At 55.6% G+C, this 22871-nt stretch carries 22 protein-coding genes, 1 tRNA gene and 1 pseudogene; 12 read left to right on the forward strand and 12 right to left on the reverse strand.

Annotation, left to right across the window (positions count from 1 at the left end):
• Window positions 1–17 precede the first annotated feature (17 nt).
• The gene (locus GOX66_RS23085; protein WP_170765882.1) at window positions 18–2399 is read right to left on the reverse strand and encodes a class I SAM-dependent DNA methyltransferase; all 2382 of its coding nucleotides are present in this window, start codon (window positions 2397–2399) and stop codon (window positions 18–20) included.
• Window positions 2400–3024: 625 nt separating this feature from the next.
• Between GOX66_RS23085 and GOX66_RS23090 the strand changes: the two genes are divergently transcribed.
• Complete coding sequence (locus GOX66_RS23090; RefSeq protein WP_170765885.1) at window positions 3025–3432, forward strand: hypothetical protein; 408 nt, start codon at window positions 3025–3027, stop codon at window positions 3430–3432.
• 400 nt (window positions 3433–3832) lie between these two features.
• Here the strand turns inward: GOX66_RS23090 and GOX66_RS23095 are convergent, their stop codons facing one another.
• Entirely contained in the window at window positions 3833–4387 is a 555-nt protein-coding gene (locus GOX66_RS23095; protein ID WP_170765887.1) for a hypothetical protein, read from the reverse strand.
• Window positions 4388–4702: 315 nt separating this feature from the next.
• Here GOX66_RS23095 and GOX66_RS23100 point away from each other — a divergent pair, with 315 nt between their 5' ends.
• The 5 genes and pseudogenes from GOX66_RS23100 to GOX66_RS23120 form a co-directional block, all read left to right on the forward strand.
• Complete coding sequence (locus GOX66_RS23100) at window positions 4703–6379, forward strand: type IV secretory system conjugative DNA transfer family protein (RefSeq protein ID WP_170765889.1); 1677 nt, start codon at window positions 4703–4705, stop codon at window positions 6377–6379.
• Window positions 6376–6765: a hypothetical protein gene (locus tag GOX66_RS23105; protein WP_170765890.1), complete on the forward strand. Its 390-nt coding sequence runs from the start codon at window positions 6376–6378 to the stop codon at window positions 6763–6765. Before GOX66_RS23100 ends, GOX66_RS23105 begins: the two co-directional genes overlap by 4 nt.
• A gap of 30 nt (window positions 6766–6795) precedes the next feature.
• Window positions 6796–7521, forward strand: a complete 726-nt coding sequence (locus GOX66_RS23110; RefSeq protein WP_170765892.1) for a hypothetical protein — start codon at window positions 6796–6798, stop codon at window positions 7519–7521.
• 99 nt (window positions 7522–7620) lie between these two features.
• Window positions 7621–7968, forward strand: coding sequence for a hypothetical protein (locus GOX66_RS23115; protein WP_170765894.1), 348 nt, complete (start codon window positions 7621–7623; stop codon window positions 7966–7968).
• Window positions 7965–8999 (forward strand): annotated as a pseudogene (locus GOX66_RS23120) (recombinase family protein); the annotation flags it as partial. The gene GOX66_RS23115 and the pseudogene GOX66_RS23120, both read left to right, overlap by 4 nt.
• Before the next feature lie 502 nt (window positions 9000–9501).
• Here GOX66_RS23120 and GOX66_RS23125 read toward each other — a convergent pair.
• From GOX66_RS23125 to iscR, 10 genes are all read right to left on the reverse strand, one after another.
• Window positions 9502–9578: transfer RNA gene (locus tag GOX66_RS23125), tRNA-Arg, on the reverse strand.
• A 66-nt stretch (window positions 9579–9644) separates the two neighbouring features.
• Window positions 9645–10865 (reverse strand): cysteine desulfurase, encoded by a 1221-nt coding sequence (locus GOX66_RS23130; protein WP_170765896.1) that lies wholly within the window; start codon window positions 10863–10865, stop codon window positions 9645–9647.
• A 13-nt stretch (window positions 10866–10878) separates the two neighbouring features.
• On the reverse strand, window positions 10879–11445 hold the full coding sequence (locus tag GOX66_RS23135; protein WP_170765898.1) for a Yip1 family protein: 567 nt from the start codon (window positions 11443–11445) through the stop codon (window positions 10879–10881).
• Window positions 11442–11927 carry a YIP1 family protein gene (locus tag GOX66_RS23140; protein WP_170765900.1) on the reverse strand — a complete coding sequence of 162 codons (486 nt, stop codon included), beginning with the start codon at window positions 11925–11927 and terminating at the stop codon, window positions 11442–11444. Before GOX66_RS23140 ends, GOX66_RS23135 begins: the two co-directional genes overlap by 4 nt.
• Entirely contained in the window at window positions 11927–13207 is a 1281-nt protein-coding gene (gene sufD / locus GOX66_RS23145; RefSeq protein WP_170765902.1) for a Fe-S cluster assembly protein SufD, read from the reverse strand. The genes GOX66_RS23140 and sufD overlap by 1 nt, the downstream gene beginning before the upstream one ends.
• Window positions 13207–13962 carry a Fe-S cluster assembly ATPase SufC gene (gene sufC, locus GOX66_RS23150; protein ID WP_170765904.1) on the reverse strand — a complete coding sequence of 252 codons (756 nt, stop codon included), beginning with the start codon at window positions 13960–13962 and terminating at the stop codon, window positions 13207–13209. The genes sufD and sufC overlap by 1 nt, the downstream gene beginning before the upstream one ends.
• A gap of 51 nt (window positions 13963–14013) precedes the next feature.
• Entirely contained in the window at window positions 14014–14217 is a 204-nt protein-coding gene (locus tag GOX66_RS23155; RefSeq protein ID WP_170765906.1) for a hypothetical protein, read from the reverse strand.
• The gene (gene sufB, locus GOX66_RS23160; protein ID WP_170765908.1) at window positions 14217–15737 is read right to left on the reverse strand and encodes a Fe-S cluster assembly protein SufB; all 1521 of its coding nucleotides are present in this window, start codon (window positions 15735–15737) and stop codon (window positions 14217–14219) included. Before sufB ends, GOX66_RS23155 begins: the two co-directional genes overlap by 1 nt.
• Window positions 15738–15755: 18 nt before the next feature.
• Window positions 15756–16799, reverse strand: coding sequence for a cysteine desulfurase family protein (locus GOX66_RS23165; RefSeq protein ID WP_170765926.1), 1044 nt, complete (start codon window positions 16797–16799; stop codon window positions 15756–15758).
• Between the two features lie 60 nt (window positions 16800–16859).
• Window positions 16860–17318, reverse strand: a complete 459-nt coding sequence (iscR, locus tag GOX66_RS23170) for a Fe-S cluster assembly transcriptional regulator IscR (RefSeq protein WP_170765928.1) — start codon at window positions 17316–17318, stop codon at window positions 16860–16862.
• Between the two features lie 178 nt (window positions 17319–17496).
• Between iscR and GOX66_RS23175 the strand changes: the two genes are divergently transcribed.
• The 6 genes from GOX66_RS23175 to GOX66_RS25665 form a co-directional block, all read left to right on the forward strand.
• A complete protein-coding gene (locus tag GOX66_RS23175) occupies window positions 17497–18150 on the forward strand; it encodes an alpha/beta hydrolase (protein ID WP_170765930.1) in 654 nt (217 codons plus the stop codon).
• Window positions 18150–18395, forward strand: a complete 246-nt coding sequence (locus tag GOX66_RS23180; protein ID WP_170765932.1) for a hypothetical protein — start codon at window positions 18150–18152, stop codon at window positions 18393–18395. The genes GOX66_RS23175 and GOX66_RS23180 overlap by 1 nt, the downstream gene beginning before the upstream one ends.
• Window positions 18392–19549, forward strand: a complete 1158-nt coding sequence (locus tag GOX66_RS23185) for an HD domain-containing protein (protein WP_170765934.1) — start codon at window positions 18392–18394, stop codon at window positions 19547–19549. Before GOX66_RS23180 ends, GOX66_RS23185 begins: the two co-directional genes overlap by 4 nt.
• Before the next feature lie 383 nt (window positions 19550–19932).
• The gene (locus tag GOX66_RS23190; protein WP_170765935.1) at window positions 19933–20268 is read left to right on the forward strand and encodes a DMT family transporter; all 336 of its coding nucleotides are present in this window, start codon (window positions 19933–19935) and stop codon (window positions 20266–20268) included.
• A 76-nt stretch (window positions 20269–20344) separates the two neighbouring features.
• Window positions 20345–22162 (forward strand): translational GTPase TypA, encoded by a 1818-nt coding sequence (typA, locus tag GOX66_RS23195; RefSeq protein WP_170765937.1) that lies wholly within the window; start codon window positions 20345–20347, stop codon window positions 22160–22162.
• A 302-nt stretch (window positions 22163–22464) separates the two neighbouring features.
• A partial coding sequence (locus GOX66_RS25665; RefSeq protein ID WP_214652762.1) for a hypothetical protein occupies window positions 22465–22871 on the forward strand: 407 nt, incomplete at its 3' end.

A 22871-nucleotide genomic window follows, 5' to 3' on the forward strand; every position in this document is an offset into this window, starting at 1 on the left:
CAAAGGCCAATCATGCACTAACAATCAAATTGGACCACACAAGTGGGGCTGATCACGGGCTCATATACTGTAAACGCGGTGTGATTGCTTACAAAGCCACCCTCTCTCAGGATGACCGGCAGGAATGCAAATTTGTTCCCAATCGCGCTACCGACATGAAGTGCAGGTGCATCTCGAAAAGTTGAACGAGAAAACCTGTGAGGGTACTTGGCAACTCTTCGAGCATCTTGACCGGCAGTTTCGCGATATGAGCGACAGCTTTCGATTGCATTTGCAATGGCAGAGAACCCCTTGGCATTCTCCAGCTCAGCATCCTCCACCCATAGACAATAGCGGTTCGGCTTTTTAATGATTTCTTCGGTTCCACCGTATCTTCGGAAAAACCGTGCAGATTCCGGCTCAAGATCAACTATTTTTTCCCAATCCTGTCGCTCGAATATTAGCCTTTTCCCATCGACCGGGTTGCTACCCATATACATTGGTTTGAGATCAGAAATGGGCGCTTTTCTAGGGTAGACATATACTGGCAAGCCTTCAATTAGGTAAGGCGAGATGGATGAACAGTCCTTTTTTTTATTTCCATCAATCAATACAGGATTAGTTATTCCTCTGGTTCCAATCCCAACAATTGTACACCAGACGCCAGCGTTGTTGGAGGCCAAGTTGGACCACTGAAATGGGCGATATGCAAATTTGATTGTCAGATCGCTCAATATTCGCGGCCATAAAAGACAAACTTGTTCGCCCTGACAAATCGAGCTAGTGGCAACTAAAGCGAAGTCACCGGAGGCCGCGCGTACATAGTCTGCCGCTTTCGCGATAAAGGCGGCAACGTAGTCGAGGAGCTTTGCATCACCTAAGCCCACCGCAACCATGTCCTCGACCTGATCTTTCGTTTTCTTTTTTGATCCCAAGTAAGGTGGATTTCCACAGATGTAGGTCTCTCCGCCCTCATTCTGAAAATCGATCTCTGGCTGACTCTTTGAAGGGGAAAACAAGTCGTCTCCGATCAGCCGGACATCCCTGCTAGTAGGTGGGCACATGCTCAACCAGTCAATGCGAAGGGCATTGTCGCAGGCGATCCAATTCATGGCGTCTAGCGGCAGGAAGTCTCGGAGCGCTTCGCGCTGTCCGCGATAAAGAACATCGCACTGATACTCAGCAATAATTAATGCTAGTCGAGCTATCTCCGCTGGAAAATCATTAATTTCTATTCCTCTGAAATTGGTCAGTGGGATTTCTGAGCGCCGATCTGTCTCGTCGCGCCGATCGTTTATTTCGGCCTCAATGGCACGCATTTCCTTGTAAGCGATAACAAGGAAGTTCCCAGAGCCACAAGCCGGATCGAATACCCTGATTTTTGCCATGCGATTGCGCAGGTTAAGAAGCTTGCGTGAGTTATTGCCAGCCTCCTCAAGCTTCTCACGCAGGTCGTCGAGAAATAGTGGGTTGAGCACCTTGAGGATGTTCGGAACGCTTGTGTAGTGCATCCCCAACGCACCGCGCTCGTCATCGTCGGCGACGGCCTGGATCATCGAGCCGAAGATGTCAGGGTTGATCTTCTTCCAGTCGAGATTACCGATGTGAAGAAGGTAGGAGCGCGCGATCTTGCTAAAGCGCGGCACGTCCACGCTTTCAGAGAATAGCCCACCGTTCACATACGGCAAGCCGCTGGCCCATCGCGGCAAACCTGCGGTGTCGCGATCCGCCGCCTTCGTGTTCATGGCGAGAAAGAGCGTGCTGATCACTTCATGGGTGTTTGAGCTGTCGGGTGCGCTCATCTGCTCGATCGTGGCTGTGAACTGGTCTTGCTTCTCGAAGATTTCGGTGTCCTCGGCAAAGAAGCAGAAGATCAATCGCGCCATAAAGTGATTCATGTCGTGACGGCGTTCGGACGTTCCCCATCCGGGGTTGTCCTTCAGGAGTTCGACATAGAGCCGATTGAGCCGTCCCGTGGCTTTGATGTCGAATGCACTCTCGCGGATTTGCTTGACGGTCGAGATACCGGCGAGGGGCAAGAAGAAACCGAAATGGTCGGGAAACTCCTCGAACGGCGTGACGATCGGCGGCACGTCAGACACAAGGTCTTCGGCTTCCAGCGTGATGCCATCTGTGGCGAGGAGGAACTTCACGCGATTGCGGGCATTCTTGGTCGCAGGACTGTCGCGCAACTCGCGGACCGTTTCGGACACCTGACCCTCGGCGCAAACCTTTATGTGGATATGGTTTGTTTGAAGGACGCCGCCGATGTCAGACTTGTTCGATGCACCAGAGCGAAGCCGCTTGATCGTGGTCGCCTTATTGCCGAACGCTTCCAGAAAAGCGAACGGGAACTCCTCGGCATCGAACGGTTGCTCGGCCAGGGCGGATATTGCTTCTTCAATTTCGACTGCGTTCACTGCTCAACGATTCCCGATACTTTTTGCTGCAACCGTAGCAGGGCTGTTTGTGTACTGCACGTCCTGCCCACGCAAAATACTGAGATATCCACACGGCCATGAAACGATCAAATGCGTGATCCATCTTCGGCAAGATGGCGGCATCCAATCCGCGCAGGGTTGGTCAGGGTTCCAAGGGGCTCGAAGGCTCATTGGTCGATGGGTTGGATCCAAGGTAAGGGCAGCGCGAATGCTCCCTTCCTGGTCTCGATGAAGTCGTCTCCATGAAATGGTCATGGGGGTATCGGGGGCAGCAGGAACGCTCCCCTGATTGGTGATCGGACGGCCAGACGTTCGTGCATGGTTCGGTGCAGGTGGAGGGGCACTTCTCCAAGCCCTGCGAGTGATTGACCGGCGACACGGTCTACTGGCTCTGGAATGGGTTCAATACCCTGGACGAGCCACCGCCGGAGGGATGCAACGGGAACGCGCAGCGGGTTCCCTTGCCAAGCTCGTTTTGTCGTTTTCAGGTCACTGAATATGTAGGACAGAACACAGCTTGCGGGCGCTCTAAGGGGTGGATTTGGTGCGATGCAGCAAAGGTTGTGCTACAGTGACGGGGTATTTGTAGAAGGATATTTGACCGATGGCGAGAGTAATTGCATTCGTGGCTTTAATGGCCGTTCTATTGCCTGTTCAACTGCGCGCCGAGGACAGTTTCATCGGCACATGGCAACCATTCAGCAAGACCACGTTATTTTGGGGAGCATTGACCGTACAAACCGACCGCGTGACCTATGCGGAAGGAATGAAGGCTGGGCTTGCTCCGGTGCGCGATGGGGGGAGCGTCTTTCAACTCGTCAATCCAGAAGGTGAAGCGTTCAAGGATTGCGGCGCTGATCCGGTGACTTATGTGGGTTTTCGCGTCTTGAGTGACGGCCAGCTAGCTGTGCTGCACTACGGGGGAAACGCACCGCCGAATGAGCCGACCGGTAACGACCCTATGGCAATAATCCAGAACGGGGCGTGTTCGGTTAGTTTTTACGAAAGGTGAGCGAAGCCTGCATGGGATTTTCACGTCCGGCACTTGAACAGAAAAAGGCCCTGCCCTGTGAGGCCGCGCCTTTTTGTTTTGGCGGTAGGGCATCGCTCCGTGGTTTCGGATTTGAACGCCGCTGGCAGGATTACCACCTCGAGCCAGGTCCGTTCGTTGCAACTTCCGTGGCTCCGGACGAACCACCATTGCTTGGGCAACCGCGCTTCGACTTCACGAATTCATCTCTATCAACAGTATCCCAAAAGGCACTTTTGAGTGATCGACCCATCAGAACTTTTGCTATGATTGCCAATGGGGCAACAATCCCCTGAGCGGCAAAAGAAAACTCCTCCAAAAACGAAGTTTTTGCAGGGCGATATTGATCTCGCGTGTTCTCTTTCGGTTCCATCTTGTCTCTTTAGCGTAATAACCTGCCACGTGCCAGATGTGGACGGATAATACTATACCTGCTTTTACCTGAGTTGTAAATCGCAATCAGAGTCAATGATGCGAACCCAACAAGTCCTAAATAATAGAAAACAAAAGATATATTCTGTAAAACATCTTTCTTCTTACCGGCGTCACCAAGGATATCCCATTGAGTTACAGATGTGTACATAAGAGCGAATAGAACAGACAAAGTCGCCATCCAGCCCACAGAAAGTACAGTGTCAACAATGAAGTTCTTTAACATTGTGAAGATTTCGCCAACGCTCCCTAGAATAAACGCGATAAAAAAGGATAACGCCATGTTAACAAACAGAAACGCCACATCTATCCAAAACAGGACTTCCTTTGTAATCGACAGTGATGACAAAATGTGATCGGGGGCGTGAAATGCAGAAAGCTGACGTTTCAGTTGCCCAAATCCGACCACCACTCCCAGCAAAACAAAAAACTCTATTGCTGCCGCAAGTACCCCCAAGATACCGCGCCACGCCCTACCAGGTGCGTTTTGTTCCGGATCGTCCATTTCAAAACCAACCAACTGCGTAAATTGCGTTTTGTCAGAATATCATAGCGTTGCAACAGAGAATACTTGAGTCAAGCCACCTTGAGAACTCGCAATCAGTCTGCCAGCCGTAGAAATCATCGCTAATCGAAAAAGGCAAAAGCACGGGCATATCGACCTGCTCGGTTTCTTCACGCACCTGCACAACTTCGAGGGCGTCCGGATCGAGTAGTGTCGTAGCGAAGTCGTGGCCAGACTGACCGCGAAAATTCGATCACGAACCGTTGACAAATTCTCAAGTTGAAAAAAGTCCTTGGGAATACTTTACAGTAGTACATGCGGCATCAAAGCAAACCCAATCCCTTTGGCCGGTTCGTTATCGGTTCCCTGATTGCCTATGGCACATGGCAACTGATGGCGGCGATGAATGCGCTGCATGATCCGGTGGCGGCGTTCATGCTGGGCTTGCTGTTTCTGGCAGGGCTTTGGTCGATCCTGTACGGGGTCTTCGATGCTTTCCGCATGGTCATGCTGGGTATCGAGCGTAAGCGGGCAGAAACCCCCACCGGTATCTTCGGCAAGGCACGGCTTGCAGATTTACGGGATTGCGCCGATGCCGGACTGACCGACCCGCTTGGGCTGTTTCTCGGCGCACTGAAAGGCGTGCCGCTGTTCTTCAATGGGAAAGCGCATCTAGTCACCATTGCCCCCGCCCGTCAGGGCAAAGGCACGTGCGTCGTGATCCCGAACCTGCTGCACTATGTGGGGTCGGTGTTTGTGACCGATCCCAAGGGCGAGCTTGCTGCTGTAACCGCGCACCATCGCCGCGAGCGGTTCGGGCACAAGATTTTCTTTCTGAACCCTTGGCATTTGCACGGTCTGCCGCAAAGCCGGTTCAACCCGCTGTCGCCGCTTATGGAGATGTTCCGCGACCCGCTGCGTCATCATGAGCTTGGCGATGCTGTACGAGCACTGGCCTTGCTCCTCATCCCCGAACCTGTCGGCGGTGACAAGAACCAGTATTTCAGGGATGCCGCCCGCAACCTGCTCGAAGGACTGATCCTGTATCTGGTTACGCTCGACCGGCCTTTGCGCTGCACGCTGCCGTATCTCTGGCGGCTCGTCAAAAGTACCGGCATGCTGGAAATGGCGTTCCGTGACATGGCGAAGTCGGATGCGCTGGACGGTATCGTGTCCGGTTACGGTCAGGAGTTCCTGCACCAATTCGAAAGTTCCGGCAGTCAGTTTTCGGATTTCAGGACCACCGTGTCGAACGCCCTGCAAATCTTCCGCCCTGGTGGGAAGCTGGCCGATGCCGTTTCCCACACGGACATAAACTTTGATGACCTCAAGGCCGAAGACACGACGGTCTATGTGATGATCCCCGCCGAGCGCATTGCCGAATATGGCGTATGGCTGGCCTTGATTACGCGGCAGGCCATCAATGCAGTGGTCAGGCAGCGCGGCGAGAGGCAAGTTCTGTTCCTGCTTGATGAGTTCGCCAATATGGGCAAGATCACGGGGCTGGCCGAAGCGCTCACCCTGTTGCCAGGATATGGCGTACGGGTCTGGGCCATCGTGCAGGACCTCTCGCATCTGCATCAGGTCTATGGGCGCGAGACCGCGAACATCATCCTGAGCCAATCCGAGGTGAAACAGTTCTTCGCGGTGCAGGATGGTGAACTTGCCGTGCGGCTCTCAAAGCTCATGGGCGAGCGGTCGATCATCACGCGCAACTACAATCTTGGCCGCGATGAGACGGACGAGATCGGCGTCAGCGTCAGCGAACGCGGTGTACCGCTTCTGCTGCCGCAGGACATTCACGCCATGCCGGACGGGCAGCAACTTCTTTTCGTGAACTCTGCGCCGCCCATCATCTGCGAGAAAATTCGCTACTGGGACGTTGCCCCGTGGCGGGACTGGGCCGATCCGAACCCGATGGAAGGCGATCACCCGCGCAACGGAACGCCCGTGATCCGGCTGCGCTACAAGAGCGGAGGCAAGTCCCTATGAGCAAGATCACGGTTGAAATCCAGAGCCGCAAGGCTCCTATCCGCCGCTGGTGGCAGAAGCGGCGCAGGGCTGACATTCCCACCGCGCCTTCCAACGGCACATGGCGTGCTGTGGCCCGCGCTGCGTGGTGGATTGCCAAGCCGCGCCGCATCACTTGGGCTCCGGCGGCGGTGGCCGCATTGGTGCTAAGCTTCGGCACGCCGCACTTGCTGGTCTATTACCGCTGCGGCGGTGTCGGAACGCCAGGGCAGCGCTGCTACGAGTGCAATTACTACGGCGTGCAAGGCTTGCGCGGTCAGCTCGGCGAGCGCTGGAACTGCCCCGTGATCACCATGATCCCCGTGAACTGGAACGTGCTGCGCAGGCAGCTCGGTCTGAACCGTTGAACATCCATAACAAAGAGCAAGAGGCAAAGCATGGAACTGTTTAAAAGCATACTGGCCCGATTGCGCGGCGATCCGCGTGTGATCGACTATGGAACAAACAAGGTGTTCAGGGCCGCGCATCTGCGTCCGTCCAGCGGATATGAGTTGAAGCTGGGCATGCGCTTGCTGGGGCTGATCGGGGCGATCTGGATATTGATCGACCATTACGCACCGGAAGCAACGCAAGACCCGCAAGCCAATTTCTTCATCGAGCTGTTCGAGTATGGCGTTGTTGCCTTGATCAACGCCGGAGACCAGCTTGTGGCGGTTGTGCAGGCACGCTCGTTTGATGTGCCGCTTGAGAACCTGCGCGGCTGGTTCATCGCGTTCGTCTTCTTGATCGCGGTCTGGGTTTTTCAGGACAGTTTCCTGTTCCGTCTTTATTGCTGGCTGACGGACCGCGAGAGCGTCTGGATCACCGTGCGGCCAGAAACCCTGACCGCGCGGCGGCGCGTGCTGAGCTTCGGCAAGACCATTGAGCGCAGCGCCATCCGCGAAGTGCGCATCATCGCCAATCACCCGACAGGGCATGATGTTGTGATCCTGCATGATGGCGGGTGTCTGCGCCTTGCGAGCATCTTTGGGGACGAGACACGGGCGCTGGTGTTCAAGATGCGGCTTGACGATTTGCTGACCCAAACCGAGCCCCTCAAGACTCTCGATACGCCCCCGCCAAAGCCGGTGACAGCGGCGGAACAGCCGCATTTGGTTCACTGATGTGAGTGCAAACTTAAAATTGAATTTTTGCTAAAATGCAACTGTGGGTTGTATACTGAAATGATGGGCCTACCAAATTGGCCCCATGAGGAAAGAGCCATGAAGCACGATGTAACGATACAAAATGGAAAGACTCTGACCGATAGCTTTATTAAATCGGCACAGCGCCGCGTCACCATCGACATCGAGAAGTACCAGGCCTATCTCGGCGGGTCGGGCATGAGCGCCGAGCAGAAAGAGGCTTTCCTGCAAGCCATGTATTCGATTGTGGTGGCGTTCGTTGAGCTTGGGTTTGGCGTGCATCCGCCCCAACAAGCCTGTGGAAAACCCCATGAAGAACTTGATTGCGCGCCCCAAACGGATTCCAATGAAAGGAGATCAAAAGAAGAACAAGAAGACACGCGCGAGAGTCCGCATGACCCGGCGTGTGGATTGGAGGTTAAATGAACTTTGCGCAAAGACAGGTTGAACCCGAGAGAGGATCACCGGCAGTCCTTTACTGCCGTGTGTCCTCAAAAGCCCAGACCAAGCGTGGTGACGGGCTTGGTTCGCAGGAAAGTCGCTGCCGTGAGTATGCGGACTACAAGGGCTATGTTGTACAAGAGGTTTTCACGGACGATGTGACCGGTAAGCTGGTAGAACGCCCAGGAATTACGGAACTGCTGTCATGGCTGCGGAAGCACCGTAAACAAACCCCCGTCCTGATTATCGACGATATCAGCCGCATCGCCCGCGATGTCAGAACACATTTCAAACTCCGCGAATTAGTTGAAGAAGCGGGCGGAACGATCAAAAGCCTCAGTATCGAGTTCGGTGAAGACAGCGATTCCATCTTGATCGAAAACATGCTGGCGTCTGTCTCGCAGCATCAGCGCGAGAAAAACAGCGAGCAAACCAAGAACCGTATGCGTGCCCGCACGCTGAACGGCTATTGGGTGTTTCAAGCCCCTATTGGCTATAAATACGAACGTGTAAGCGGCCACGGCAACTTGCTTGTTCGAAACGAGCCTTACGCCTCGATCCTGCAAGAAGCCCTTGAAGGTTATGCCTCTGGACGGTTCGAAACACAGGTTGAGGTAAAACGGTTTTTGGAACGGCAACCGGCCTATCCGAAAGACCTGCCGAACGGCGAAATCCGTAACCAGAGAATCCTCGATATCCTGACTCGCCCGATCTACGCCGGATATATCGAAGTCCCGAATTGGGGCGTCAGCCTGCGCAAAGGTCACCACGAAGGGCTAATCAGCTTACAAACCTTCGAGCACATCCAAAATCGTCTCAGGGGCAATGCCAAAGCTCCGGCGCGAAAAGACATCAATGCGGATTTTCCGTTGCGCGGTTTCATCCTGTGTAATGACTGTGGCAAGCCCCTGACGGCCTGCTGGTCGAAGGGCAAAAAACTGAAATATCCATACTATCTATGCCCGACAAAAGGCTGCAAAAGCTACAGGAAGTCCATCAAGCGCGACGAGCTTGAAGGCGCATTCGAAGGCCTGCTTGAGCGTATAGAGCCCTCCAGAAGCTTCTACGAGCTCGTGAAGGCCATGTTCAAGGACGCATGGGAAATGCGGCAAGGCAAGGCTGCTGAGGACGCACACACGCTCAGAACGGAGATCAAGCGTGTCGAGAAGGATATTGATCGCTTACTCGACCGGATCGTGGACGCAACCAATGACTCGGTTGTCGGCGCTTACGAGAAACGGATCGCCAAACTGGAACGTGAGAAGGCATTATTCGCCGAAAAACTGACAAACGGGGTCAAACCACGCATGACCTTGGAGGAGTCGTTCGAACACGCTATGCGATTTCTCTCAAACCCTTGGAGTATTTGGAAAAATGCCGATTTGGCGCTCAAGAAAACGGTGCTCAGACTGGCATTTTCGGAGCCTCTACCGTACTGCCGGAATCAAGGACTTCGAACACCTAATTTAACCTTCCCATTCAAGGTGTTAGGTGAATTCTGTAGTGAAAAATGTGAGATGGCGCACCTGAGAGGATTCGAACCTCTGGCCTCTGCCTTCGGAGGGCAGCGCTCTATCCAGCTGAGCTACAGGTGCCTTGGCCGTTAGCTATCCTTGTTCCGATCCGTGTGCAACTGCAAATCTGCATAGATGAACTGGCATTCACGCAAACAGATCGTGTGCAAGTTCCAGCGCCTCGATCAGCGTATCGACCTCGTCTCTGGTGTTATAAAGTCCAAAACTGGCGCGGCAGGTTGCAGTTACGCCATAGAAATCCATGAGCGGCCCCGCACAATGATGGCCGGCGCGAACGGCCACGCCTTTTTTATCCAGGATCGTCGACACATCATGCGCATGTCCGGCCCCGTCCAGCGTGAAACTGAAGATCGCCGCCTTGTCGGGACGTGTACCCTGCACCTGAACCCAGTTCAGACCCGTCAACCGTTGCATTGCGTAGTCTCGGATCCCGGCCTCATGCTCGGCGATGTTCTCCATCCCCAATTCCATCATGTAATCCAGCGCGACACCCAGGCCGATGGTCTGCACGATACCGGGGGTTCCGGCCTCGAACTTCATCGGTGGGTCGTTGTAGATGACTTGATCCTTGCTGACTTCTTTGATCATGTCTCCCCCCCCGATAAAGGGGCGCATCTCGGCCATACGTTCGGACTTGATGTAGATCGCACCCGACCCGGACGGACCATAGAGCTTGTGGCCGGTAATCGCGTAGAAATCACACCCAATGTCCTGCACGTTGACAGGCATGTGCACGGCGCCCTGGCTGCCGTCCACCAGAACCGGAACGCCCCTTGCGTGTGCTCCTTGGGTAATGGCCTTTACGTCAACCACTGTACCAAGCACGTTCGAACATTGGGTCACGGCCACCAGTTTGGTCTTGGAGCCGATCGCGTCAATCACAGCCTGTGGGTCCAAACCGCCGTCAGCATCCAAATCGACCCATTTCAGGACGACGCCCTGGCGCTCGCGCAGAAAATGCCATGGAACGATGTTTGCGTGATGCTCCATGACGCTTAGGACGATTTCATCCCCGGCCTGCAGGCGCGGCATCGCCCAACCATAGGCAACCAGATTGATCCCCTCGGTCGTACCCGAGTTCAGGACGATTTCGTTTTCACTCGCCGCGCCCAGGAAACGGGCGATCGTGCCACGAACGGCTTCGTATTTTTCGGTCGCCAGATTGGACAGGAAATGCAGGCCGCGATGAACGTTCGAATATTCTTCGGCATAGGCGCGTGTCACCGCATCGATGACGACCTGAGGTTTTTGGGCCGAAGCTCCGTTATCCAGATAAGTCAGCGGCTTGCCGTTCACCTCTCGCGACAGAATCGGAAAGTCCGAACGGATTTTTTGCACATCATACATGGTCTTCTTTTCCCTATACCGGGGCGCTGGGCGTCAGGGCGAGGACAAATGGCACTGCAACAAGGGCAGACAGCATAATGACCCCGAATGATTTCCAGAGCGATCCGAACTTATGGGCTTCATTCAGGAAGTGGAGCGTGACGTAAAGGCTCAGCACCGCCGTGGCGAGCAAAAACATCAGCATCAAAAACGGAAGGGCAATTGAGACGATAAGCGTAATCAGAAGCGCCGCAATCTGCAGAAACTGCAACCAGATTGTCAGGATCAGAATGTCATCGAACGCCGCAGTTCCCCCAAGCAACCGCCCGACAAAAAGGAACGCCACAACACTTAACAACATAGCTCCGGCAGACCGGACAAGATTCAGGAACACCGGATCCGTGGGTGGAATCGGCTCACCCTCTGGCACCGGTATGAGCTGGTCGATGCCGACCTGCACCAGACCATTAAGCACAACCGCCAGGAAAAACGCCAGCCACAAGACCTCGCGACCGGGGTTAAGGGCCAACAGACGACGGGCCGCTTCATTTGGGTTGGTTAGCGTCTGAACCGCAAGATCGCCAATGGACACACCGTTCATTCCGGATTCCTTTGCACCTGTCTGAGACCCGAAAGCCAGAACCAGAGGAAAACCGCAAGCCAAATCAGGCCTACAACTGTAAGCGTTGGTCCGGGTCCGATGAAACCGGCCACAAGGCCATTCAATAAAACCAGCGGTGTCGAAGACAGCAACGCCCAGAACAGGGCAAGGCGGGCTCCGTAGGCTGTCCCCTGCCCGCCAACCAGTCGAGATGCGGCGAAAGACACAAAAGCCAGGGCATAGAAGACCAGCGGCAGGATGATGACGGTGCCCAACAACGCCCCGCCCATCAGCATGTTCAGCTCTGACCCTTCCAGATGCGCACGCCGTGAGAGGCTGGGCAATTGCGCAATGAAGGCCACCACGCAAAACGCCATGACAAAGACCAGCGCCCGGTCTTCACGCTGCCCCAAATCCAGAAGCCGACGCACCACGCGACCCGGCCCCCGATATGTGGCCACGATATCCGATGTGACAGGCATCAGCTGCGCCGCGCGAGCCAGCCTTCCAGGCGGTCCACCATGGCCTTGGCCAGTGCTTCGTCCTCGATCTCATCCACGGCTTCGGCCAGAAATGCCAGCGTCAGCATGTTGGTAGCGTCCTTGAATGGAACCCCACGGGATCGCAGGTAGAACAAGGCCGTTTCATCAATCGCGCCCGAGGTTGACCCGTGTGAACAGGCCACATCATCGGCATAAATCTCTAGTTCCGGCTTGGCGAGAAACTGGCTGTCATCGTCCAGCAACAGCGATTGGCTGATCTGATAACCGTCGGTTTTCTGTGCGCCTTCCTTAACCAGAATCTTGCCCTGGAACACGCCGGTCGCACCGTTGCGCAGAACCTTCTTGAACACCTGACGGCTTTCACAGTTCACCGCGTCATGAGTGACAAAGACAGTGTCATCATGGTGGAAATCACCATCGCCGACACACGCACCTGCCACATGTGCAATTGCATCGTCGCCGGTCAGTTCGATCACCTGTTCGTTCCGCGTCAGCACGCCATTTACGGTCAGCGTGAACGACTTGTAGACAGATTCCCTGCCCAGACGCGTGAACATATGCGTTGCCGCGCGACGTTCGTGATCCCGACCCTGCGCACGTACATGATGCAGCTTACCGCCATCGGCGATGTCGATCTCCATGCACTTGTTAAAGCGGGACGCAGCCGGGCCGTTCTCAAGAATGGTTACCTCGGCCCCGCTTTCAACACGGACGATGTGATGCAGCATGGCATCCGAGGTTTCAGATTCGTGGCGATAAATCAGGCTAATCGGCTTGCTTGGCTTTCCGGTCACGTGGATGGCGACGCCATCGCCCGCAAAGGCCGTGTTCAGCGCCGCCAGAGGCCGTTGAACCGGGGTTTGACCTCGCGCTTCAAGAACGCCGTACAACTCTTTGCCCCAGTGGATATCTTTGCAGCAAATATCCTCGATCCGGTCGATCGTGACGCCTTCAAGTGCCAGATCGTCGGATTCATCCGGGCTGAACACGCCGTCGACGAAAACGATTTTCAGACGGTCCAGATTATGGAACATCAACGACTCATCTGACCTGAACAGTGCCGCCCGAGGGGCCTCGGGCGAGATCAAGGTGTCGGGACGCGTGTATTTCCAATATTCGTCGCGCCGCCCCGGCAGGCCCATTTCCAGCACACGGGCCAGCGCGTTTTCGCGCGCGGCGCGGGTGCATCCGGCGTCGAGCATGACCAGGCTGGCCAGCCGCGCCTCGGTCGCGGTTTGTTTGACTTCGGGCAGCCCCATCAGTTCACCTCGGCCAGAATGTCGGCATAGCCGTTGTTTTCAACCTCAAGCGCCAGATCCGGGCCGCCGGTCTTGACGATCCGGCCATCCGCCATGATGTGCACGACATCTGGTTTGATATGGTCCAGCAGGCGCTGATAGTGCGTGATCACCAGGAACCCACGCCCTTCATCACGTAGCGCATTTACGCCTTCGGCCACCAGCTTCATCGCATCCACATCCAGACCCGAGTCGGTCTCGTCCAGAATGCACATCTTAGGCTCGAGCATCGCCATCTGCAGGATTTCGTTGCGCTTCTTCTCACCGCCTGAGAACCCAACGTTCACCGGACGCTTGAGCATATCCGCGTCGATTTTCAGCGATTTCGCCTTGGCGCGAACCAATTTCAGGAAGTCCGCCGCCGACAACTCTTCTTCGCCGCGCGCTTTACGTTGGGCGTTCACGGCAGTGCGGAGGAAAGTCATGTTGCCAACGCCCGGAATTTCGACCGGATATTGAAACGCGAGAAAGACGCCGGCAGCGGCACGTTCTTCCGGTTCCATCTCCAGCAGGTTTTCGCCGTCCAGAGTGGCTGTGCCTTCGGTCACTTCGTACCCGTCACGCCCCGACAGCACGTAGCTGAGCGTCGATTTGCCCGAGCCGTTCGGCCCCATGATCGCGTGCACTTTTCCCGCCTCGACAGTCAGATCGACACCTTTGAGGATTTGCTTTTCTTCTTCCTCAAGTTTCACGTGCAGGTCTTTGATTTCCAGCATTTTTTGTCCTTTTGCGTAACGCAAGGGGCGTCCGTCTGCCCCGGTAAATTCCTAGCCCAACACTTTGCGGATCACGCGCGCGGCAACCCATCCAAGGATCGCTCCACCGCCTACCGCCCAGACCGGGTTGATGAAGTCCATATGGTAGATGTTGACATGGGCAACACCCAGCAATCCGCCCAGGACAGGCAGTGCGTAACCAGCCCAGGTCAGCGCATCATCCTTCTGGATGGGTTTGCGAGGCGTACGCGCCATCAGCCAACCGAGCCTTCCAGCGAGATGGCAACAAGCTGTTGCGCTTCCATGGCAAATTCCATCGGCAACGCCTGCAGGACATCCTTGCAGAAACCGTTGACGACCAGCGCCACGGCTTCTTCCTCATCCATACCGCGCTGGCGGCAATAGAACAGCTGATCGTCGTCCACCTTGGACGTCGTTGCCTCGTGCTCGACCCGGCTCGAATTGTTCTTGACTTCAATATACGGCACCGTGTGGGCGCCGCACTTGTCACCGATCAAGAGGCTGTCGCACTGAGTGTAGTTACGGCTGTTCTTGGCCTTTGGGTGCATCGACACAAGCCCGCGATAGGTATTCTGCGCCTTGCCGGCACTGATGCCCTTGGAAACGATCCGCGACTTGGTGTTCTTGCCCAAGTGAACCATCTTGGTGCCGGTATCGGCCTGCTGATAATTGTTGGTAATGGCGATCGAGTAGAACTCGCCCTGACTGTCATCACCGCGCAGGATGCAGGACGGGTACTTCCATGTTACGGCCGAACCGGTCTCAACCTGAGTCCACATCACCTTGGACCGGTCGCCCCGGCAATCGGCGCGCTTGGTCACAAAGTTGTAGATGCCACCCTTGCCGTTCTCGTCCCCGGGGAACCAGTTCTGAACGGTCGAGTATTTCACCTCGGCATCTTCCTCGACGATGATTTCGACGACTGCAGCATGCAGCTGTGCCGTGTCACGCTGAGGCGCGGTGCAGCCCTCCAGATAGGACACATACGAGCCCTTGTCGGCGATGATCAGCGTGCGCTCAAACTGACCGGTGTTTTCCGCATTGATGCGGAAATAGGTGCTCAGTTCCATTGGGCAGCGCACGCCCGGCGGGATATAGACAAAGGACCCGTCCGAAAACACCGCAGAGTTCAGTGTAGCGTAGAAGTTGTCCGAGACCGGAACCACAGTGCCGAGGTACTTCTTGACCAGTTCGGGATGTTCCTTGATCGCCTCAGAGATCGAACAGAAGATCACACCGTGCTTTTTCAGCTCGTCCTGAAAGGTTGTGCCGACGGAAACCGAATCGAACACCGCGTCGACGGCCACCTTTCGGCCCTCGGCGGGCATGTCCTCGGCGCCTTCAACACCAGCCAGAATCATCTGTTCTTTCAGAGGGATACCAAGCTTTTCGTAAGTGGCGAGCAGCTTGGGATCGACGTCATCCAGAGACTTGGGTTTTTCCTCCATCGACTTGGGACGGGCATAGTAATACTGGTCCTGAAAGTCGATCTTGGGGTAATGGACCATCGCCCAGGTCGGCTCGTCCATCTGGGTCCAGCGGTCAAATGCCGCCAGACGCCATTCGGTCATCCATTCGGGCTCTTCGTTCTTTTCCGAGATCAGTCGAACAATATCCGGGTTCACGCCCTTGGGCGCGTACTCCATCTCGATTTCGGTTTCCCAACCGTATTTGTAGGTTCCGACCTCCCGTACCGCATCCACGGTTTCCTGATCGACACCTTCTTTAACCTGGGTCTGGTCCAAAGCGGCCATAAGACACCCTCCGTCAGATCACGCGGCGCGCGCGCGATGCTTCTTTTCTTTTTCCAGCCACGTTTCGGCGAAACGCAGCACATCCTCTTCACTCGTTCGAGGGCCCAGCGATACGCGGATCGCGCTGGCTGCCGTTACCTCGTCATATCCCATTGCAGTCAACACCGCGCTGGCGCGAACCTTGCCGCTGGAACAGGCCGAGCCAGCACTGATTGCAAAACCCGACAAATCCATCTGCATAACCTGAGTCTCGCCCTTCCAGCCGGGCGTGGCGAAGCACAAGGTGTTTGGCAGTCGATCCTGATCTTTCCCGACAAAAATAGTAGATTTAGAACCAGCCTCAAGGGCCTTTTCTAGAATATTTCTAAATTCGGCAACCTGCTCCCAAACACCGTTGGCAAGATCTTTGGCCGCAGCTTCAGCTGCGGCTCCGAAACCCGTTATTCCAACAACGTTTTCGGTTCCCGACCGGCGCCCCATTTCTTGGCCGCCACCCTTGATCTGAGCAGGCAAATCTGTGCCTCGTTTCATCACTACAGCGCCAATACCCTTTGGCCCACCCAATTTGTGAGCCGAGATAAGCGCCATCTGCACGTCCATCCAATTGAACGCAACCGGCAATTTACCAAACGCCTGAGTCGCATCCGTCACTGCCAAACCCTTGGGTAGCGGTTGGATGATCCCGGTTTCAGAATTGGCTAGTTGCAAAGTCGAATTCTCAGGTTCAAGAATCTGAACCCGCCCTGACTGGGAAACAGACAAATCCTCGACGGTCCAAGATCTTACGGCATCATGCTCAACAGCGGCTCCGTGAATACCGCGACCCGCCAGCGTCAGCGCGGCCCCTTCGGTAGAGCCGGATGTAAAAACGATGTCGGCACCGTCAGCACCGAAAGCTGCGGCAATCTGCGCACGCGCACGCTCGACCAATGCCTTGGCAGCGCGCCCTTCAGCATGCACCGAAGACGGGTTACCGCAAACATCCATCGCAGCGATCATCGCGTCTCGGGCCTCGGGGCGCAGAGGAGCCGTCGCGTTATAATCCAAGTAAACACGATTCATGGATACACCTTTTCAGGAATACGTAACCTACTCACAGGACCCAATACCAGATGCACCGCTTTATTCATCCACCACCGCAAACAGACTTGGAACGGCCGGGCATGGTGCCAAATCGTTCTTTATCACGTCCGAAAGCCGCGTTTGATGAAGAAAAACATAGACATGGGCGCTCAGACCTTCCCACAACCGGTTGGTCAACGATTGCGCCCTGCTTCCCGAAGACGCACCCGAAGCACCCGCCCCTTTTTGCAGCGCATCGACAGTCTCGTCGACGGCCGCGAGAACCTCGACCACACGGATTTCCGAGGCCGGGCGGGCCAATCGGTATCCTCCACCCGGTCCACGTACCGACGCTACCAGTTCTGCGCGGCGCAATTTGACAAAAAGCTGCTCGAGATATGGCAGAGAAATATCCTGTCGTTCAGATATTTCACCCAAAGTCACCAGGGCATCTGTGGACTGCAACGCTATATCGGCCAGCGCAACCATTGCATATCGGCCCTTGGTCGACAGTTTCATTGCCCACACCTCATGACTGGATTCACGCGAAAACATTGACGCCGCCGCGACCAGTGCGTATCTCCCACTGACAGCGTCTTCTCGCTGAGTATCTTAATTAGAACCGTTCTAAGGTGCCTGACGGATATCGTCAAGTATATCCCGGCGCCAAGAAGAAAAAGACAGGACCAAAGCACACATGCCCGAGGTGATTTTTCCCGGACCCGAAGGCCGCCTGGAAGGCCGCTACCACCCGCAAAAGGAAAAAGACGCACCGATCGCCATCGTGCTTCATCCGCATCCTCAGTTCGGCGGGACCATGAACAACAAGGTGGTCTATAACCTGCACTATGCGTTTTACAACATGGGTTTCACCGTGTTGCGCTTTAATTTCCGCGGCGTGGGCCGCAGCCAGGGCGAATATGACCAGGGCGTAGGCGAACTGAGCGATGCGGCATCGGCACTGGATTATCTGCAGTCGATGAACAACAACTCGAAACATTGCTGGGTCGCCGGATTCTCTTTCGGGGCATGGATCGGCATGCAGCTTCTGATGCGCCGCCCGGAAATCACCGGGTTCATCAGCGTCTCGCCGCCAGCAAACATGTATGACTTTTCGTTCCTGGCGCCCTGCCCGTCCTCCGGTCTGATTATCAACGGATCCGCCGACCGGGTAGCACCACCGGCCGATACCATCTCGCTGGTCAACAAACTGCACGAGCAAAAGGGCATCACCATCACCCATAACGAGGTGGAAGGCGCCGACCACTTCTTCCAGGAACGTCACATGGATACGCTGATCACCGATGTAAGCGACTATGTGAAACGTCGCCTGACCGAGAACACTCGCTGATGTCTGGTACCATCACCTCCCTGGCAGCCAAGCTGGCAGAGGACACGATGAAAGTGATGGACGAGACCGGAGATGACCGTTTCTTCGTCGAAGTGGGCGAGCTTTTGGGTGCGTCGTCTCAGTCGTTGGAAGAGGCGTTCCTGACCGAGATTCGTGTACGGCTTGCCGAACGGCAAGCGCGCAAGTTCGTGATTCAAAGACTGTCCGAACACCGCTCAAAAATGAAAGCGATCGAAAAACAATGACCGAACGACTGTCCGCGCAAATCGAATTCCTGAAACGCGCGGACAGGCTGAAGTCGGTCGATCGCGCCAACGCCCTTCTGGACCAGTCGCGCCCTGAGAACGCTGCAGAGCACAGCTGGCAATTGGCCATGTGGGCGCTGGTAATGGAACCTCTGGCGGGTGCCGAGGTTTGCATTGATCGTGTCATTCGCATGCTGCTGCTGCACGATCTGGTCGAAATCATCGTCGGCGATCACCCAATTCATCTGAAAACAGACTGGCAGGCAGTTGAGCAAGCCGAGCGATCAGCGGCGGCTGAGCTATTCGGGATGCTACCACCAGACCAAGCCGCAGAGTTCCTGACGCTGTGGCAGGAGTTCGAGGCCGACCAGACACCGGATGCGAAGTTCGCCAAATATCTGGATCGGTGCCAACCGATGTTCCAGGTCCTTTGCGCCCCTGCCCCCAATCCGGATCACCTGACCGTCGTTCAGGACAATTTGGATGGCGGACGCGCGGCTTATCTGGAAACCGAGTTTCCCGAAGCATTCACGCTTGCGCGTACCCTGCTGCAAGGATGCGAGCCAGCGGAAACCGCGTTTTCCGCTCGCATTCCTTTTCTGGCGGAAACCGATCAGTTGAAGTCGGTCTACCGTGCCTCACTCCTGCTTAATGGCGAACGGTTCGAGAACTCGGCAGAGCATTCGTGGCACGTTATGCTATTTGCATGGGTGCTGTCGGAATACGCCACACCAGACGTTTCAACTGATCGCGCTCTGAAAATGCTTCTGTTGCACGACATTGTCGAAATCGACGCGGGCGATCACCCCATCCACGGTCAGGTTGATCACGCAGCCCAGGAGGCCGAAGAACAGGCGGCTGCGGAAAGATTGTTTGGGTTGCTGCCAGAGGACCAGAAAACGGCTTACTTGTCCTTGTGGCAAGAATTCGAAGCTGGGGACACCCCCGACGCGCGCTTTGCCAAGGCGATAGACCGCTTTCAGACACCAATCGGGAACCTTGAGACCGGCGGAGGGTCCTGGGTGGATTTCGATGTCACTTTTGCGCAGATCGAACGGCGCGTAGGTATACCGATCCAGCGTGGCGCGCCATTTCTTTGGTCGTGGCTTCGACCACAACTTTCAGCGTATTTCACCGCGGAAGCAGACACTTAGGTTGCGGTAAAGAAAAAGGAGCACGAATGCTCCTTTTTCCGTATTTTCGGCGGGCGCCTAAACCTTAGTACTATTCAACCGATCAACAATTTTGGCCGCGTTGTTGTCGACGGACCCCCCGTCAGCAAGCCACCCCAGCGCCGCTATCAAAGCCGAAACTACAATGATGGACTTCGTAAACTTCGTCATCATTTTCACTCAATAAACAAAAACCTTTAAAAACAATGGGTTTTTATCACAGATTTCGATCAAAAAATAGTCAGGTTATCCTGACCCCACGAGCGACCCACCGGGCTGGGCGATTCTAAATGAATTCCAGATATTGCTTGCCGGAAATCCAGTTTCATGCTCAACCGCTCACAACAACCATTGAGAACGTCAAAATGCCCAAAGCCTATCTGATCCTGTTACTGGCGGTCGCCTCGGAAACCATCGGTACCTCTGCCCTGCAAGCCAGCCAGCAGTTCACCCGCTTCTGGCCGTCCGTTCTGGTTGTGGTTGGCTACGGTATCGCGTTCTACCTGCTAGGTCTTACGCTCAAATACATGCCGGTTGGAGTTGTTTACGCAATTTGGTCCGGGCTCGGCATTCTACTAATTGCTATTATCGGCTTTGTGGTCTTCGGGCAAAGGCTGGACTGGCCAGCCGTCATTGGGCTTGTCATGATAATGGCCGGAATCCTGACCATTCATCTGTTTTCCAGCACTGCCACGCACTGATCATCGGTTAGGGCTGGTATATTTTGTCGCGCCGCGTTATGCGCGCGGCAACTTCCCGTTCAAAGGCTGACCTCTCATGGACCTGCGCAATATCGCAATCATCGCTCACGTGGACCACGGCAAAACGACCCTGGTGGATGAGCTGCTTAAACAATCCGGCGCGTTCCGGGAAAACCAGGCCGTGGCGGAACGCGCCATGGACAGCAACGATCTGGAGCGTGAGCGCGGCATCACCATTCTGGCCAAGGCCACCTCGGTCGAGTGGAAAGGCACCCGGATCAACATCGTCGACACCCCTGGCCACGCCGATTTCGGTGGCGAGGTTGAGCGGATCCTCAGCATGGTGGACGGCGTTGTCCTGCTGGTGGACGCAGCCGAAGGTCCAATGCCGCAGACCAAGTTCGTGACATCCAAGGCGCTGGCGCTGGGCCTGCGACCCATCGTTGTGTTGAACAAGGTCGACAAACCCGACGCTGAACCGGATCGCGCGCTGGATGAGTGTTTTGACCTGTTCGCCAATCTCGGAGCCGATGACGATCAGCTGGACTTCCCCGCCATGTACGCCTCGGGCCGCTCGGGCTGGGCCGATATGGAACTGGATGGGCCACGCAAGGACCTCACCGCCCTGTTCGATCTGATCGTCGATCACGTCCCTGCCCCGCAACAGGCAGACCGCAAGGATGAACCCTTCCGTATGCTGGCCACAACGCTGGGCAGCGACCCGTTTATCGGCCGCATCCTGACCGGGCGCGTGGAAAGCGGTACGCTGAAGGCGGGCGACAGCCTCAAGGCGCTCAGCCGCGACGGTACTCTGATCGAGAACTTCCGTGCGTCGAAGATTCTGGCCTTCCGCGGTCTGGCCCAACAACCCATCGACGTGGCCGAAGCCGGCGATATCGTCACCATCGCCGGCATGAGCAAGGCGACCGTGGCCGACTCGCTGGTCGCTCCTCAGGTCGATGAAGCCCTGCCCGCACAGCCGATCGATCCGCCAACCATCACCGTAACATTCGGCATCAACGATTCTCCTCTGGCCGGTCGCGACGGCAAAAAGGTTCAGTCCCGTGTCATTCGCGACCGCCTGATGAAAGAGGCCGAATCCAACGTTGCTATCCGCATCACCGACACCCCCGGTGGTGAAGCCTTTGAGGTCGCAGGTCGCGGCGAATTGCAGATGGGCGTTCTGATCGAAAACATGCGCCGCGAAGGGTTCGAACTCAGCATATCACGCCCACAGGTTCTGTTCCGCGAAGAAGACGGCCAACGGCTCGAACCAATTGAAGAAGTCACAATTGACGTGGACGATGAATACTCGGGTTCAGTGATCGAAAAAGTTACCGGTGCACGCAAGGGTGAACTGGTCGAAATGCGCCCCGCAGGCGCCGGTAAAACCCGCATCATTGCGCATGTGCCCTCACGCGGATTGATCGGATATCACGGAGAGTTCCTGACAGACACACGCGGCACCGGCGTTTTGAACCGGGTTTTTCACGGTTGGGCTGCACACAAAGGCCCCATTCCGGGTCGCCGCGCAGGTGTTCTGATTTCGATGGAGAACGGCCAGGCCGTGGCTTACGCACTGTGGAATCTGGAAGAACGTGGTCGTATGTTTGTGGGACCGCAGACCGACGTTTACCAAGGTATGGTGATTGGCGAGCACTCGCGCGACAATGATCTGGAAGTGAACCCCCTAAAAGGCAAGAAGCTGACAAACGTTCGGGCAAGCGGATCTGATGACGCTGTTCGTTTGACGCCCCATGTCCAGTTTTCGCTGGAAGAGGCCATCGCGTATATCGACGATGATGAACTGGTCGAGGTTACTCCGAACGCCGTACGCCTGCGCAAACGCTTTCTGGACCCGCACGAACGCAAACGTATGGCAAAGTCGGCCTAAGGCGGACAGTGACTTTGGTCACATTTTGGAAACAATGCCACAATCGTGACAATTTTGCTTCCAGCGTAAAAAAACAACACCAAACAGAGCCCGCCCATTCGGCGGGCTTTCTCTTTGTTTTAAGGGCGTTTTCCAAAGCTTAAAGACTTTCATAAAGTTAAATTAAAGTTAGCGACCCTTGAAATTGTGACCCAAAACGGGTGTAATTGTGGTTGAAGTGTGGCACTTTTGATGTACGTAAACGTGTAGCACAATCAGATAGTGCGACGAGTGTTAGTAACGAGTTCCGAAGGAGTGGCGCCATGCGCGTGAAGTCCCGATTATTATCTGTTGTTTTTATTTCTGCGACATTTCCATTGATCTCTGCCAGTGCGGCGCAAGCAGAAAAATGTAATATCAATACAGCTCGCCAGTCGGTTTCAACAGAAACCCTCTGCGAGTGCACGGTCGTTGATAGAAGGATGCTGCGCTATATTCAGCGCCGCGCCGACTTCGAGGACATTCTTGCCCGTACCCTTGAGAGCTGCCCACCATTTGCGGCAGTTCTGACAGACCTCCCAACAGCGACGACAGCAGCTTCTCTAAGAGATGGGGAAGACGGAAACACTGGCGGGGGCTTTGGTGCTGGCGGTGACGACAACGGTGGCGACGACAACGGCGGCGGCGGCGGCGGTGGCGGCGGCGGCGGCGGTGGCAGCGGCGGCGGCGG

The sequence above is a fragment of the Ruegeria lacuscaerulensis genome (assembly GCF_013031245.1).
GTDB classification, from domain to species: Bacteria; Pseudomonadota; Alphaproteobacteria; order Rhodobacterales; family Rhodobacteraceae; genus Ruegeria; species Ruegeria lacuscaerulensis_C.

Coding starts and splice junctions, on each gene's coding strand:
- GOX66_RS23090 (WP_170765885.1), top strand. CDS start 3,025: ATGGCGAGAGTAATTGCATTCGTGGCTTTAATGGCCGTTCTATTGCCT.
- GOX66_RS23095 (WP_170765887.1), bottom strand. CDS start 4,387: ATGGACGATCCGGAACAAAACGCACCTGGTAGGGCGTGGCGCGGTATC.
- GOX66_RS23100 (WP_170765889.1), top strand. CDS start 4,703: ATGCGGCATCAAAGCAAACCCAATCCCTTTGGCCGGTTCGTTATCGGT.
- GOX66_RS23105 (WP_170765890.1), top strand. CDS start 6,376: ATGAGCAAGATCACGGTTGAAATCCAGAGCCGCAAGGCTCCTATCCGC.
- GOX66_RS23110 (WP_170765892.1), top strand. CDS start 6,796: ATGGAACTGTTTAAAAGCATACTGGCCCGATTGCGCGGCGATCCGCGT.
- GOX66_RS23115 (WP_170765894.1), top strand. CDS start 7,621: ATGAAGCACGATGTAACGATACAAAATGGAAAGACTCTGACCGATAGC.
- GOX66_RS23130 (WP_170765896.1), bottom strand. CDS start 10,865: ATGTATGATGTGCAAAAAATCCGTTCGGACTTTCCGATTCTGTCGCGA.
- GOX66_RS23135 (WP_170765898.1), bottom strand. CDS start 11,445: ATGAACGGTGTGTCCATTGGCGATCTTGCGGTTCAGACGCTAACCAAC.
- GOX66_RS23140 (WP_170765900.1), bottom strand. CDS start 11,927: ATGCCTGTCACATCGGATATCGTGGCCACATATCGGGGGCCGGGTCGC.
- sufD (WP_170765902.1), bottom strand. CDS start 13,207: ATGGGGCTGCCCGAAGTCAAACAAACCGCGACCGAGGCGCGGCTGGCC.
- sufC (WP_170765904.1), bottom strand. CDS start 13,962: ATGCTGGAAATCAAAGACCTGCACGTGAAACTTGAGGAAGAAGAAAAG.
- GOX66_RS23155 (WP_170765906.1), bottom strand. CDS start 14,217: ATGGCGCGTACGCCTCGCAAACCCATCCAGAAGGATGATGCGCTGACC.
- sufB (WP_170765908.1), bottom strand. CDS start 15,737: ATGGCCGCTTTGGACCAGACCCAGGTTAAAGAAGGTGTCGATCAGGAA.
- GOX66_RS23165 (WP_170765926.1), bottom strand. CDS start 16,799: ATGAATCGTGTTTACTTGGATTATAACGCGACGGCTCCTCTGCGCCCC.
- iscR (WP_170765928.1), bottom strand. CDS start 17,318: ATGAAACTGTCGACCAAGGGCCGATATGCAATGGTTGCGCTGGCCGAT.
- GOX66_RS23175 (WP_170765930.1), top strand. CDS start 17,497: ATGCCCGAGGTGATTTTTCCCGGACCCGAAGGCCGCCTGGAAGGCCGC.
- GOX66_RS23180 (WP_170765932.1), top strand. CDS start 18,150: ATGTCTGGTACCATCACCTCCCTGGCAGCCAAGCTGGCAGAGGACACG.
- GOX66_RS23185 (WP_170765934.1), top strand. CDS start 18,392: ATGACCGAACGACTGTCCGCGCAAATCGAATTCCTGAAACGCGCGGAC.
- GOX66_RS23190 (WP_170765935.1), top strand. CDS start 19,933: ATGCCCAAAGCCTATCTGATCCTGTTACTGGCGGTCGCCTCGGAAACC.
- typA (WP_170765937.1), top strand. CDS start 20,345: ATGGACCTGCGCAATATCGCAATCATCGCTCACGTGGACCACGGCAAA.